Origin of the sequence: Rathayibacter sp. AY1F6 (assembly GCF_002932035.1) — a bacterium.
Classification (GTDB): Bacteria; Actinomycetota; Actinomycetes; order Actinomycetales; family Microbacteriaceae; genus Rathayibacter.
Genome location: NZ_PSVD01000012.1, coordinates 69,559 through 83,677 on the forward strand (window position 1 = coordinate 69,559; position 14,119 = coordinate 83,677).

Below are 14,119 nucleotides of genomic sequence, written 5' to 3' on the forward strand. Positions count from 1 at the left end.
GCGAGGGCCGCCCCCGCCCCGCGCCTCACCGCGCGAACCCGCCCGGCGTGAAGAGCCTGCCGAGCTGGGCGACCAGCCAGCCGCCGAAGCCGTCGCCGTCGTCGCGGAGCCGCACCTCCGCCGCGACGGGAGCTCCGACCACGGTGTAGTCCTGCGTCGTGATCTCGTCGGTGCGCGCGCGGATGACGGTCGTCGCCCGCCCCTCGTGGAACCGCTCCACCTCGACGTCGTAGATCTCGGCGTCGACGGTCGTCCCGTCCGGCATCGCCACGGCGACGGTGCCGCCGATCGGGACCCGCGAGTAGTCCCGGGCGCCGAGCACGAACTCGCTCTCGAGGTGGATCGAGTCCGAGATCGCGACGACCGCGATCATCTGGTCCTCCTCGACGAAGGAGCCGATCTCGGCGTCGACCGATGTGACCACGCCGTCCAGCGCCGCCGTGAAGACCATCAGGCCGCCCTCCTCGATCCGGTAGCCGACATCGGCGCTGGTGAACGTCTTCGTCTGCATGTCGGACTCGAGGACGGTGCTCTGCAGGCTGAAGAGCACGTCGCCCTTCTCCACCGCGTCGCCGCGGGAGATCGTGAGGTCCTGGATCGTGCCCGCGTAGGGCGTCCCCAGCGAGTACTCGTCGGTGACGAGCTGAGCGCTCGCCGCCCGCACGGTGAGCGAGGAGTTGTTCGCGTAGACCAGGCCGGCGGCGGCGACGCCGAGCGCGAGGGCGCACGAGGCGAGGAAGCCGAGCCAGCGCAGCGCGGTCATGCCGCACCCACGGCGAGTCCGTGGCGTCCCGCGGCGGCGGGGCCGCTCGGAGCGACCACCTCGGCCCGGGCGGCGCGCTTCAGGAGGACGTGCTCGCGCGCCGCGATCACCGCGAACGCTCCGAGCGTGAGGGTGTTCAGGACGTTCCAGGCGAGCGCCACCGAGTACTCCGCGGTCCACTCCGCCTTGAGGAAGCCGACGACGGAGGTCGCGGCCAGGAACACCAGGAAGACCATCTGCACCTTGATGAAGTTGAAGGGCGAGGCGGCCTGCCCGGTCGCGCCCGTCGAGGTCCAGGCCGGCTTCCGGCCCGCGAGAGCGAGGAAGAACGCCTTCGTGTACATCGGGAAGGTGACGGTCGACAGCAGCAGCGTCTCCCACCGGAACGAGCCGATGATGAACAGCGCGAGCCCGATCTGCAGCACGTAGAACCCGCAGTAGAAGAGGATCCACTCGACGAGCGGCACCTCGAGACTGACCGGCGTGATGTTCAGGTAGATCTGCAGCGGGGGCAGCACGATCAGGCCCAGCGGCACGATCCCGGTGAAGTAGAACGTGACGGTCATGAAGTACTGCACGCGCTGGTCGGTCGTGAGCCGGCGCTTCGGCGAGAACGGGTTGTGCTTGAGCAGGATCTCGAACCCGCCGACGGCCCAGCGGACCTGCTGGCGGACGAAGGCCTCGATCGTCTCGGGCGTGCGCCCGACCGCGAGGGTCATCGGCACGAAGATCGAGCGCCAGCCGCGCTCGTGCACGAAGATCGACGTCCAGATGTCCTCGGACTGCGAGCCCTCGTACATCCCGCCGATGTCGTCGAGGGCCTTGCGGCGGAAGACGGCGTTGGTGCCCACGCAGAAGGCGGAGTTGTACTTGTTCTTGCCCGGCTGGGTGAGGGCGTAGAAGACGATCTGCATGTAGGCGGAGCCGCGCGAGATGAAGTTGTGCGCGTTCCCGTAGACCTGCGGGGCCTGCACGAAGGCGACGTCGTCGTGGGCGAAGAAGGGGAGAGTCTCCTCCAGGAACTCCGGCACGGTCACGAAGTCGGCGTCGATCATCACGGCGAAGTCCGAGTCGGTCAGACGGAGCGCGTGGTTCACGTTGCCGGCCTTGGCACCCACGCGGTCCTCGCGCACCACGTAGCGGACGCCCAGGCGCTCGGCGATCGCGGCGACCTGCGGGTCGTCCCCGTCGTCGAGGAGCCACGTCACGTGGGTGCCCCGCATGTCGCGGGCAGCACGGGCCGTCTCCTCGATGATCGCCGGGTCCTCCCTGTAGGTCGTGATGAAGACGTCGACGGTGATGCGGCGGCGGCCGAGGTAGAGGTTCTCGCCGATCGGGATGCCGTCGACCGGGCTCCCGTAGAGCGTCGCTCGAGCGGAGTGGAAGGCGGAGTCGCGCGGGTCGTAGGTGCTCGACAGGGCGGTCCACATCGTGAGCGCGGCCTGGCCGATCAGGTACAGCTCGCAGATGATGACGATGGCGAACGGGAGGGGGTCGCCGATGTTGCGCGGGTTGAGCAGGAAGGCGCCGTAGAGCAGAGCGCCGGCGCCGGAGAGCAGCACGATCATGATGAGCGAGGGCGACTGCTGCTTGGCGCGGCTGGTGACGGCACGGGGGCTGGCGACGCGCTGCTGGCGCGTCAGGAGCGGACGGATCTCGGGTGGAGCGGGAGGACCAGGGCGGGCGGGGGTGCTGGGGTTCACGGGTGAGCTCTTCGGGTAGGCGGAAGCGGGGGCCCGGAGCGTCGTCGGTCGGGGGTACCGGACGGCGCGCCGGAGGAGCGCCTGTGCGCGCGTTCGGCTCAGGTCGCTGATGCGCCGCGGTCCGTCGGGTACGGCGCGGGCGTCGGGGCCGCGGTCCCGTCGGGTACGGGGTCGCGGTGCGGAGGCCGCCCGTCATCGGGGATGTCGGCGGCGGTCCCCATGTTCGACCTGGGAGAGTGCCGGGACAAGAGCCGGAAGAGGACGTGTCCGCTAGCGGACACCCCGTTCCGACACTGCGGCTCCGCGGCGCTGAGCTCGCCGACGGCCTGCGTCAGCGCGGCCGGACCGGCAGCCAGCCCCGCCGGGCCGCGAGCGCGCCCGCCTGGAAGCGGCTCTCGGCGCCGAGCAGATCGAAGAGACCGGCGATGTGCCGACGGCAGGTGCGCACGCTGAGGTCCAGCCGTGCCGCGAGCGCCTCGTCGGTGAGCCCGGCGGCGAGGCCCTGCAGGATCGACCGCTGCACCGCGGAGAGGGAGGGCTCCTCCTCGGCACCTGCCGCGTGCAGGGGCGCTGCGAACTCCCACGCCGCGTCGAACACGCGCGCCAGGGTCGCCGCGAGCTCGGGGGAGCGGACGACCAGGGCGGCGCGGTCGTCATCGTCCCGGGAGCGGGCGACGATCGCGAGGGAGCGGTCGAAGACCACCAGCCGGAAGGGCAGCACCGGGAGGGTCCGGAACCGCGCGCCCAGCGGCTCGAGCTCCGCGACCGAGCGCCGGAGGGCCGCGTTGTCGCGGCGGCGGTCGAGGTACAGCGTCCGCCTCGCGATGCCGCGCCCGAGCAGCTCGCGGTCGACGGCGTCGCTCGCCTCGTGCCGCTCCACGCTGCTGGTGCCGGGAGCGGCGATCAGCACCTCCTCCGAGGCTCCGCGCTGCAGGTCGAGGAGCAGCCGGAGGACGGTCGCCGGGTCCTCGATCACCTCCACCTGCTCCGCGGCGGCGAGGGCGCTGCGGGCGCTCCGGTAGGCGGGGACGAGGGCCATCAGCTCGCTGCGGCGGCGGGTGATCCCGGTCTGCAGCTCGAGGAGGCGCCGCTCGTCGTCGGCGATCAGCTCGGCCAGGGCGATGTCCGGCGCGGCCGTGGCGAGCGACTCCGCCCCCGCGTGCAGCGGAGCGAGCAGCCGGAGCCCGATCAGCTCGTCGCGCGCCTCGCGGAGGCCGTCGACGGTGACGCCGAGCTCGTCCGACGCGCTCTCGAGCGACCAGTCTCCGCGCACGGACGCGTGCAGGTACAGCGCGATCGCGTTCTCGCTCAGCACCGGCGGCCCCCCGTTCTCCCGACCCTCCCGAGTGTAGGAGGCGCGCACTCAGCGCCGCCGCGCGAGAACCGCGACGACGGCGAGCTCACCGGCGAGGACCAGCGCCACCGCTCCGAACACGGCCGGGCCGACCAGCGCGGCGAGCGGAGTGAGACCGGCGTTCGCGAGGAGGGGGGCGAGGAGACCGATCACGACGCCGGTGCGGCGGGCGGGGGGCTGCCGGCGGGCGACGGCGACGACGCTCAGCGAGGTCGCGGCGGCGGCCGCGAGCACGAGCACGAGGACAGCCGCGGGGTGCGGCTCCCCGAGCAGGAGCAGCGCGGCCAGCGCGGCCCAGGCGAGGGCGCCTCCGGCGGCGACGGGGCCGAGGTGCGGGGTGGCGGCGGGTGCAGTGGCGGTCATGGTCCGTCCTCTCGTCGTGGTCCTCCGAGCCTCGCGGAGGGCCGTCGGCGGCACCAGATCAGCATCCGGGCACGGCAGCATCCGGACATGCGGCGGATCCCCCGGCTCCGCGCGGGCCGGAGGGTCGGGGGACCACCGGACGCCCGGGCAGGCTCCGGCCGTGGCAGCATCCGGTCAGCCGGCCTCGCGCAGCCTCCCGCCGGCGAGGTGGAGGCTGCGCTGCGCACGGCGCGACGGCGGAGTCGTGGGTGTCGTCGGCTCCTCCTCCGGGGGCGCCCGCTCTTCCCGGGGCGGTGCCCGCGGTCGTAGGCTCGCGCTCATCCGCAACGGGAGGGGCCGACGATGACCGCCACGAGAGAGACGTCCGCCCCGCCCGAGCTCAAGCGGGTGCTCGGCCCCAAGCTGCTGCTGCTGTTCGTGGTCGGCGACATCCTCGGGACCGGGATCTACGCCCTCACCGGGCAGGTCGCGGCCGAGGTGGGCGGGGCCGCGTGGCTCCCCTTCGTGATCGCGTTCGTCGTCGCCACGCTCACCGCCTGCTCCTACCTGGAGCTGGTGACGAAGTACCCGCAGGCGGCGGGCGCCGCGCTCTACGCGCACAAGGCGTTCGGGATCCACTTCGTCACGTTCCTCGTCTGCTTCACCGTGATGGCGAGCGGGATCACCTCGGCCTCCGCCGCCTCGGGCGCCTTCGCGAGCAACTTCGCGATCGGCTTCGGGCTCGGGGACGGCGCGGGGACGCGGCTGAGCATCGCGCTGGTGTTCATGGTCTGCATCGCCCTGGTGAACCTGCGCGGTGTCGCCGAGAGCGTCGGGCTGAACGTGGTGCTCACCCTGATCGAGCTCTCGGGCCTGCTGCTGGTGATCTTCGTGTGCTTCTTCGCGGTGTTCGGCGGGCAGGCCGACTTCTCGCGGGTGGTCGCGTTCGAGGCGCCGGAGGACAAGTCGCTGCTGCTCGCGGTGAGCACCGCGACCTCGCTGGCGTTCTTCGCGATGGTCGGATTCGAGGACTCCGTGAACATGGCGGAGGAGACGAAGGAGCCCAGCCGCATCTTCCCGCGCGTGATGCTCACGGGTCTCGGCATCACCGCCGTGGTCTACGTGCTCGTGTCCACGCTCGCCGTCGCGATCGTCCCCGTGGGGGAGCTGGCCGGCAACGACACTCCGCTCGTCACGGTCGTCGAGGCCGCGGCGCCCGACTTCCCGATCTCGACGCTCCTGCCCTTCATCTCGCTCTTCGCCGTGGCCAACAGCGCGCTGATCAACATGATGATGGCCAGCCGCCTGCTCTACGGGATGAGCCGCCAGGGCGTGCTGCCGCCGTTCCTGCAGAACGTGCTGCGCGGACGGCGCACGCCGTGGGCCGCGATCCTCTTCACGACGGTGATCGCCCTGCTCCTCACCGCCTACGTGTCGCGCGACCCCTCCGACCCCATCGCGGTGCTCCTGGGCGGGACCACGTCGCTCCTCCTGCTGGCGGTCTTCGCCGTCGTCAACGTCTCCGTGCTGGTGCTGCGGCGGCAGCCGGTCGAGCACCGTCACTTCCGGACCCCCACCGTGCTGCCGGTGCTGGGCACGATCGCCTGCGTCTACCTGGTGCTGCCGATCACCTCGGGACGCGACACCGCCCAGTACGGCATCGCGGGGGTGCTGCTCGTGATCGGCGTCCTGCTCTGGGTGGCGACCTTCATCGACCGGCGGGTCCGCGGCTACGCGCGCACCGCGGCGATCGCTCCGGAGGAGCTCGACGCCGATCCCGCGGAGGACGCATCGGGAGCGCACAGCGACGGCATCGGCCGGTCATAGCCGATCCATAGGGAACTCCCGATACTGGAGTCATGAGCACCCCGGCCCCCTCGAAGCACCTCGCCCCCGCGCAGCGCACCCGCCTGAAGCGGGCCGACGGGACGCCGATCCGCGTCCTCGTCGTCGACGACGAGAGCACCCTCACCGACCTGCTCCAGATGGCTCTGCGCTACGAGGGCTGGGAGGTGCGCACCGCCGCCGAGGGCCGCGCCGCGATCACGATCACCCGCGAGTTCCGACCGGACGTGATCGTGCTCGACGTGATGCTCCCCGACATCGACGGCCTCCAGGTCCTGCAGCGGGTCCGCGCGGACGGCAGCGAGACCCCGGTCCTCTTCCTCACCGCGAAGGACGCGCTCGACGACCGGATCGCCGGGCTCACCGCCGGCGGCGACGACTACGTCACCAAGCCCTTCTCCCTCGAGGAGCTGGTCGCCCGGATGCGCGGACTCATCCGCCGCAGCACCCTGCTCGCCAACGACGCGGACGACCCCGAGGTCGTCGTGGGGGACCTGGTGCTGAACGAGGACAGCCACGAGGTCCGCCGGGGCGGCGACGAGATCGAGCTGACCGCCACCGAGTTCGAGCTGCTGCGCTTCCTGATGCGCAATCCGCGCCGCGTGCTCAGCAAGGCCCAGATCCTCGACCGGGTCTGGTCCTACGACTTCGGCGGCAAGTCGAGCGTGGTCGAGATCTACATCTCGTACCTGCGCAAGAAGATCGACGCCGGCCGCTCGCCGATGATCCACACCGTGCGCGGCGCCGGCTACCTCCTGAAGCCCGCCGACCAGTGAGCCGCACCGGCCGCCCGTCGCTCGGCGACTTCGCGACCCGCTCCGCCCTCCGCAGCTCCCGCCGCGGCCGGCGCGCGCCGTGGACTCTGCGGCGGCGGATGGTCGTCTCCGTGGTCGCGCTCGTCGCGGTGACGGCGGGCGTCGTGGGAGCGGTCAGCGTGCTCTCCGCGCGCTCGATCCTCTACGGCAGCACGGACGCGTCGCTCAGCCAGTCGGTCACGCGCCTCCAGGACTTCGACGGGCCGAGCCGCTTCGGCGGGTCGAGCGCGATCGAGCAGGCCACGACCTGCCCCAGCGGATCCTTCGGCGGCGGCCCGAGCCAGAACCTCAGCACCATCACCGCCGTCCAGGGCTCGGACGGCTCCTTCATCGGCGCCTACGTCGACGCCGACGGGGTCTGCCGGCAGTTCTCGGACCCGGCCGACTCGGTGCTCGCGGCGGCCGTCGCCGCAGGGGGCGAGGAGGCGACCATCGAGCTGCCCGGGAGCCTCGGGACCTACCGCGTGCGCGCGGCGGCGGTCGAGGGCTCCGTCGTCGTCGTCGGCGTCCCCCTGGGCGAGGTCGCCGAGACGCTCGCCTCCCTCACCTGGGTGGTCGTCGTGGTGGTGCTGCTGGCGATGTTGCTGGTCGCCCTCGTCGCCACCGCGATCATCCGCGTGGCACTGCGGCCCCTGGAGCGGGTGGAGGCGACGGCGACCCGCGTGGCCGAGCTGCCGCTGGACCGCGGCGCCGTCGAGCTGGTCGAGCGGGTCCCGGAGGAGGACGCCGACACCCGCACCGAGGTCGGCCGCGTCGGCGCCGCCTTCAACCGCATGCTCGACCACGTCACCGGTGCGCTGGAGTCGCGGCAGGCGAGCGAGGACAAGGTGCGGCAGTTCGTCGCCGACGCCTCGCACGAGCTGCGGACCCCCCTCGCGGCGATCCGCGGCTACGCGGAGCTGCCCCGGCGCGGCGGGACCGAGCTGCCGGAGTCGGCGGCCTACTCCCTCGATCGGATCGAGTCCGCCGCCACCCGGATGACCTCGCTGGTCGAGGACCTCCTCCTGCTCGCCCGCCTCGACGAGGGCCGCGACCTCGAGAAGGAGCCCGTCGACCTGACGCTGCTCGTGATCGAGGCGCTCTCGGACGCGCACGCCGCGGGCCCCGACCACGAGTGGGACCTCGAGCTCCCCGAGGAGCCGATCGAGATCCGTGGCGACGGCTTCCGGCTGCACCAGGTGGTCGCCAATCTGCTGCGGAACGCGACCGTGCACACGCCCCCCGGCACCCGGGTCGTGGCGGCGCTCGCCGAGGAGGTGTCGGAGGGGCGGCCGATCGCGGTCGTCACGGTCACCGATTCCGGCCCGGGAATCGCGCCGGAGCTGGTGCCGGTGCTGTTCGAGCGCTTCGCCCGCGGCGACTCCTCCCGAGCGCGCACGACCGGATCGACGGGGCTGGGCCTGGCGATCGTGGCGGCGGTCGTCGACGCCCACGGCGGGCGCGTCCTCGTCGCGTCCGAGCCGGGGCGCACGAGCTTCCGCGTCGAGCTGCCGGCGGGCTGAGGGCCGGAACGGCGGTCTCCCGCCGCCCCGCCCTACACCGAGACGCCCAGCCGGCGGCGCGCGTCGTCGAGGGTCCGCACCACGGCGACCACCTCGTCGAGCGGGTGCAGCGGCGACTCGGTGCGCCCCTCCGTCACGTACTGCGCGACGTGCAGCGCCTCCCAGGCGAGGCCCTCGCCGCCCTGGAGCGGCGTCTCGTCGATCCACGACCCGCTCTCGGAGCCGCGGGTGAGCGTCACGCCGCCCGGCGTCCAGAACGACGGGTGCACGTCGATCCGCCCCGCCCGCCCCGCGACGCTCGCCGCGTGGCGGGTGTCGGCCAGCACGGTCGAGGTGGCCACCGACTGCACCCCGTGCGCGTGGCTGCCGACGATCGTCGCGGTCGCGTCGACGCCGGTCGAGGTCATGCTGCCGGCGACGACGGTGCTCTGCGGGGTGCCCGCCACCATCGAGACGAAGGAGGAGGCGTAGACGCCGACGTCCAGCAGGCCGCCGCCCGCGAGCGCCGGGTCGAAGATGCGGCTGGAGGGGTCGAAGTCGAAGGCGGCGCCGAAGTCGGCCGAGACGACGGCGGGCGCGCCGACCGCCCCGTCGGCGAGCAGCTGCCGCACGACGTCCATGTGCGGCAGGTAGCGCATCCACATCGCCTCCATCGCGAAGACTCCGGCGTCGCGCGCGGCGTGCACCATCATCTCGGCCTCGCCCGGGGTCGGCGCGAACGGCTTCTCGACCAGGATGTGCTTGCCCGCGGCGATGGCGAGCAGCGCCTGGCGGGCGTGCTCCGAGTGCGGGGAGGCGATGTAGACCACGTCGACCTCCGGATCCTCGACCACGGCCTCGTAGCCGGCCGAGGCCCGCTCGATCCCGAACCGGCTCGCGAACCGCTCCGCGCGCTCCAGCGAGCGGGAGCCCACCGAGACCACGCGCTGCCGGGTGTGCTTCTGCAGCGCCTCGACGAACGAGCCGGCGATCGAGCCGGGCGCGATCACCCCCCAGCGCAGGACGGGGGAGTCGAGGAGGGAGGGGAGTCGGGGCTCGGGGAGCGTCAGTGCCATGCGTCCACGCTAGGGCCCCGTGCCCGGCGGGGGCGAGGGGGTGCGCGGCGGTCCCCTAGGGTGTGACGGCACGCGCAGTCGCGGGCGGAGGAGGACGTCATGCCCGAGTGGTACACCCTGGGCGTCGTCGCCCTCGTGATCGTCGTGGTGGTCGTCGCGATCGTGCGCTTCCGGTTCAACCCGGTGCTGGCGCTGGCCGTGGGAGCCGCCGCGATCGGCCTGCTCACCGGGCTCGGCCCCGTCGACACCGTCTCCACGATGACCACCGGCTTCGGCGAGGTGATGATGGAGGCGGGCCTCCTGATCGGCTGGGGCGTGCTCATCGGCGCGATGCTCAACGAGATGGGCGCCGTCGTCCGGCTCGTCGAGGGCCTGCTGCGCGTCTTCGGCCGCCGCGGGATCCCCTACGCGCTGGGCCTCTCCTTCGCCACCTACCTGCAGACGATCTTCGTCGACGCGCTGATCGTGATCGCGGCCCCGCTCGCCCGCCGGATCGCGCCGCGGCTGGGGCGCGCGGGCACCGGCATCGTCGCCGTGACCTTCGCCGTCGGGCTCGAGACGGGCATCGTGATGATGGTGCCCGGCTTCGCCGCGGTCGCGCTCGCGGGGCTGCTCGGAGTGCCGCTGGGCGTGATGATGCTCGGCGGATTCGCGGTGGTGGCGCCGACGGTCGTGGTCACGATCCTGCTGATGTCGCTCGCGTTCCGCCTCGGCTTCTGGGACCCGGCGCGCGACGAGCAGCTGGTCGTGCGCGACGACACGACCGGGCTCGCGACGGTGGGGGCGTCGCCCGCCGCGGACGGCGGACGGCTGCCGTCGTTCGGAGCGCGGGGGAGCGGCGGGGCGTCCTCGGGCGGAGCCGGAGCGGTGTCGGGCGGCTCGTCCGGCTCGTCCGTCGAGGACGCGGCGGGTCCCGCCGAGGCGCAGGACGCCCACGCCGCCCGCGAGCGCCCGCTCCTGCTCCTCTTCGCGCCCATGCTCCTCGCCCTCCTGCTCATCGCCGCGCAGGCGGTGCTCACCGTCTCCGGGATCGAGCTGCCGGTGCTGCAGTTCCTCGGGAACCCCGTCATCGCGCTCCTCCTCGCCGTGATCGGCACCGGAGTGGTCGGCCGGTCCACCGTGGGAACCGCGCGGATGGAGAAGGCGGTCGCCAAGGGCTTCCAGGACGGCGGGCAGATCTTCCTGCTCACCGGCGTCGGCGGGGCGCTCGCCGCGGTGATCGCGCAGGGCGACCTCGGCGAGATCCTGAAGGGCTACTTCTCGACCTCGGCGACCGCGCCGCTGCTGCTCGTCTGGGTGATGGCGGCCGTGCTGCACATCGCGGTCGGCTCGGTCACCCTCTCGGCGATCACGGCGGCCGGAGTCGTCGCACCGGTCGCCGCGACACTCGGCCTCGACCCGCTGCTGATCGCACTCGCCGCAGGCTCCGGCGCGCTGTTCTGCATCCACGTCACCTCGAACACCTTCTGGCTGCTGCAGAGCTTCCTCGGCCAGTCGGTCCGCGGCGCCCTCAAGTCCGTGACCGTCGGCGTCTCCCTCGCCTCCGTCCTCGCGCTCGGCGCCACGCTCGTCCTCTCCCTCTTCCTCTGACCGGGCCCTCCTTCCTCCTCTCGCCGGATGCCACTCGGGCACTCGAGTCGCCGGGCGAGGCGTACCGAAGAGGCATCTCACGGAGGTGACCCGGCCGACACGTGACGGAAACATGGAGCCTCTATCTTCCTGAGAGGGTTCACATCCGATTCGGAGATACAGACGCCGACGGGGGCCCGATCCGTTCCGTCACGCCTCGACAAGGGAAGAACTCCGCTTGAGATCTCGAACCGCCCTCGCCTCCGGATGCGCCGCGCTCGCGCTCGCCGCCGGCGGTCTCCTGGTCGCCCCGCCAGCGACCGCCACGACCGCAGCACCCGCCGACTACACCCGCGTGGACATCGTGCGTCCGCCGTCCGCTCCGATCGCGGTGCCGACCAGCTACCCGCAGCAGACCCCGCTGACCGAGGTGCCCGTCGACCCGACCGACGCCTCGCTCCTGCGCGGAGTCACCCCCTACGACGCCATCGCGCCGCAGCTGAACGCGCTCGCCGCCCGCTCCGACCGGGTCTCGACCCAGGTGGTCGGGAAGTCCGGCCTCGGCCGCGACATCTACCTGGTCACCGTCACCGCCCCCGAGACCGAGGCCGAGACGGCGCAGCAGGCCGAGTGGCGCGACCGGCTCAAGTACGAGCCCGCCGCCGCGGCCGCCGACGCCGAGCTGATGGACGGCTACAAGGTGCCGGTCTGGTTCAACGGCAACATCCACGGCAACGAGTGGGAGGGCAGCGACGCGATCCTCGAGTACATCGAGGGCGTCGCCACCGCCGAGGACGCGGAGACCGAGGCGCTGCTCGAGGGCAACCGCCTCTACTTCACCGTCACCAACAACCCCGACGGCCGCGCCCTCGGCCAGCGCGCCGTCGCCGCGGGCTACGACCCGAACCGCGACATGATCACCGGAGCCACCAGCGAGGCGGCCGTGATCCGCGACCTCTCGAGCGTGCTCCAGCCCACGTACTTCATCGACATCCACGGCTACACCGGGATCCTCCAGGTCGAGCCCTGCGGCCCGCCGCACGGCGAGAACTACGAGTACGACCTCTTCCTCCCGCACGCCTACGCGACCGCGCTCGAGATCGAGCGCCGCGTCGTCGAGGCCGACGTGCCCGGCAACACCTACCTCGCCGAGGACGGCAGCGCCACCACGGACAACACCGGGAAGATCCTCATCCCCTACCGCGACATCCGCGCGGGCTGGGACGACTGGCCCCCCATCTTCGCCCCGCAGTACGTCGCCTTCCAGGGCGCGATCACCAACACGGTGGAGCTTCCGCTCGGCCGCACGGCCAACAGCACTCCGGAGGAGATCGCCCAGGGCCAGGCCAACGCGGACATCGACGTCGAGGTCGCCGGGATCGTCATGGACGCCTCCGTCGACTACATCGAGGCCAACCGCGACGCGCTCCTGAGCAACCAGGTCGCCATCTTCGAGCGCGGCGTCACCGGCGCCCCCGCCGTCGAGATCTCCGCCGACGTCTCCGCGGCCGACCTGCCCGCGGGCGTGCCGACCGAGTGGACCGAGATCTGGGACGAGACCGACGTCTACACGACCGAGTACCCGCGCGCCTACGTCATCCCCGTCGACGGCACGCAGCGCTCCGTCTCGGACGCCGAGACCCTCGTCGCGCAGCTGCTCGCCCACGGCGTCGAGGTGTCGCGGACCACGGCCGCCACGAGCGTCGAAGGAGTCTCCTACCCCGCGGGCACCTACCTGGTCGACATGCACCAGTCGGTCCGCGGCCTCGCCAACGTCCTCCTCGCCGACGGCAGCGACATCTCGAGCCGCGTGCCCGAGATGTACGACGTCTCGGCCTGGAGCCTCTCGCTCCTCTGGGGCGCCGACGTGCAGGCGATCGGCTCCACCACCGACGCCCTCCCGGCCGTCGGCCTGGAGCCGGTGACCGCCGTGGCTCCGGTCGGCTCCGTCCCGGCAGGCGCCGACTACCTCGCCTTCGAGCCGCGCGGCGTCCTGGAGTACCAGGCCGTCAACGCGCTGCTGGCCGACGGCGTCGCCCTCGAGCAGTTCGAGGACGGCACGATCGCCCTCCGTGCAGACGCCGCCGGGCTCGCGGCCGCCGAGGGAGCCGCCGCCGCCTTCGGCGTCGACTTCACGGCGACCACCGCCGACCGCGTGCGCGCCGAGGACGGGAAGGCGCTCGACGCCCTCCGCGTCGCCTACTCCGGCACGAACGAGGACCGCGACGCGCTGGCCAAGCTCGGCTTCGCCGACGCGGTCGCCGTCGACGCGGCCGCGCTCACCGCGGGCACCGCGACCCTCGAGGGCGCCGACGTGCTCTACGTGGGACGCGCCCTCTCCTTCACCCCGGAGCAGGCCGTGGGCCGCACCGTCGTCGAGGAGTTCCTCGCAGCGGGCGGCGACGTCGTCGGCCGCGGCGGCGCAGGAGCGGCCTTCGTGTCCGACTTCGGCCTGGCCGAGCTGACCGCGCAGACAGGCACCAGCGGCTCCAACGGCATCGTCTCGGTCGAGACGCCCGGTGGCGGCGTCCTCGGCGACTACCCGCAGGACACCGCGTTCGTCTCGCCGGCACTGTGGTTCGCGGGCTTCGACGAGTCGGTCGCGGTCGAGCAGAGCTACTCGGAGGACGGCACGTTCGTCGCCGGGCACTGGGTCGACTCCGACGGGCAGTCCCGGAGCGACGCGGCCGGGCAGGCCTCGGCCGTCTCGTTCTCGACGGAGTCGGGCACCGAGGGCTTCCTCTTCGGCACCTCGCCGGTGTTCCGCAACCACCCGGTCGGAGCGTTCAGCGACGTCGCCCGGGCGCTGCTCGCCGTGGCGCCGGAGGGCGCCGCCGTCGAGCTGCCGGGGACCCCGGAGCCCACGCCGACGCCGGAGCCGACCGGCTCGCCGGAGCCGACCGCGACTCCCGAGCCGACGGCCGGACCGACCGCCACGGCCGCGCCGATCACCGCACCGACCGGCCCCGGCGGCCTCCCCTCCACCGGAGTGGAGACCGGCTCCTGGCTGCTGCTCTCGGGAGGTGCTGTCGCCCTCGGCCTCGGCTCGCTCCTGATCGCCCGCAGCCGTCGCCGTGAGGACCAGGAGGCGTAGCCTCCGCCTCGGGGAGGGATAGGGCGCCCGCAGCCCGGTCCCTCCCCGAGGCGGAGGCTACGCCTCCTGGTCCTCAC

Annotated in this window: 10 protein-coding genes; 5 read left to right on the plus strand and 5 right to left on the minus strand. The window is 72.9% G+C overall.

All coding sequences use genetic code 11. The features are described 5' to 3' along the window. Positions 1-25 precede the first annotated feature (25 nt). The 4 genes from C5C44_RS17050 to C5C44_RS11240 form a co-directional block, all read right to left on the minus strand. Positions 26-763 (minus strand): biotin/lipoyl-binding protein, encoded by a 738-nt coding sequence (locus C5C44_RS17050; RefSeq protein ID WP_104247768.1) that lies wholly within the window; start codon positions 761-763, stop codon positions 26-28. Continuing rightward, positions 760-2,466, minus strand: coding sequence for a glycosyltransferase family 2 protein (locus C5C44_RS11230; RefSeq protein WP_104335871.1), 1,707 nt, complete (start codon positions 2,464-2,466; stop codon positions 760-762). Before C5C44_RS11230 ends, C5C44_RS17050 begins: the two co-directional genes overlap by 4 nt. A 331-nt stretch (positions 2,467-2,797) precedes the next feature. Continuing rightward, the gene (locus tag C5C44_RS11235) at positions 2,798-3,781 is read right to left on the minus strand and encodes a LuxR C-terminal-related transcriptional regulator (RefSeq protein ID WP_104335872.1); all 984 of its coding nucleotides are present in this window, start codon (positions 3,779-3,781) and stop codon (positions 2,798-2,800) included. 48 nt (positions 3,782-3,829) lie between these two features. Next, positions 3,830-4,183, minus strand: coding sequence for a hypothetical protein (locus C5C44_RS11240; RefSeq protein ID WP_104247765.1), 354 nt, complete (start codon positions 4,181-4,183; stop codon positions 3,830-3,832). Between the two features lie 342 nt (positions 4,184-4,525). On the opposite strand from C5C44_RS11240, the gene C5C44_RS11245 reads away from it, so the two are divergent. From C5C44_RS11245 to C5C44_RS11255, 3 genes are read left to right on the plus strand one after another with little or no spacing between them, the layout of a single operon-like run. After that, a complete protein-coding gene (locus C5C44_RS11245) occupies positions 4,526-5,989 on the plus strand; it encodes an APC family permease (protein ID WP_104227060.1) in 1,464 nt (487 codons plus the stop codon). A gap of 32 nt (positions 5,990-6,021) precedes the next feature. Then, on the plus strand, positions 6,022-6,783 hold the full coding sequence (locus C5C44_RS11250) for a response regulator transcription factor (protein ID WP_104223650.1): 762 nt from the start codon (positions 6,022-6,024) through the stop codon (positions 6,781-6,783). After that, positions 6,780-8,324, plus strand: a complete 1,545-nt coding sequence (locus C5C44_RS11255) for a cell wall metabolism sensor histidine kinase WalK (RefSeq protein WP_219827847.1) — start codon at positions 6,780-6,782, stop codon at positions 8,322-8,324. Before C5C44_RS11250 ends, C5C44_RS11255 begins: the two co-directional genes overlap by 4 nt. A gap of 32 nt (positions 8,325-8,356) precedes the next feature. On the opposite strand, the gene C5C44_RS11260 is transcribed toward C5C44_RS11255, so the two are convergent. Beyond that, positions 8,357-9,379: a Gfo/Idh/MocA family protein gene (locus tag C5C44_RS11260; protein WP_104234222.1), complete on the minus strand. Its 1,023-nt coding sequence runs from the start codon at positions 9,377-9,379 to the stop codon at positions 8,357-8,359. A 99-nt stretch (positions 9,380-9,478) separates the two neighbouring features. On the opposite strand from C5C44_RS11260, the gene C5C44_RS11265 reads away from it, so the two are divergent. Further along, positions 9,479-10,969 (plus strand): GntP family permease, encoded by a 1,491-nt coding sequence (locus C5C44_RS11265; protein ID WP_104227058.1) that lies wholly within the window; start codon positions 9,479-9,481, stop codon positions 10,967-10,969. A 217-nt stretch (positions 10,970-11,186) separates the two neighbouring features. Then, on the plus strand, positions 11,187-14,042 hold the full coding sequence (locus C5C44_RS11270) for a M14 family metallopeptidase (RefSeq protein ID WP_104335873.1): 2,856 nt from the start codon (positions 11,187-11,189) through the stop codon (positions 14,040-14,042). Positions 14,043-14,119 lie beyond the last annotated feature (77 nt).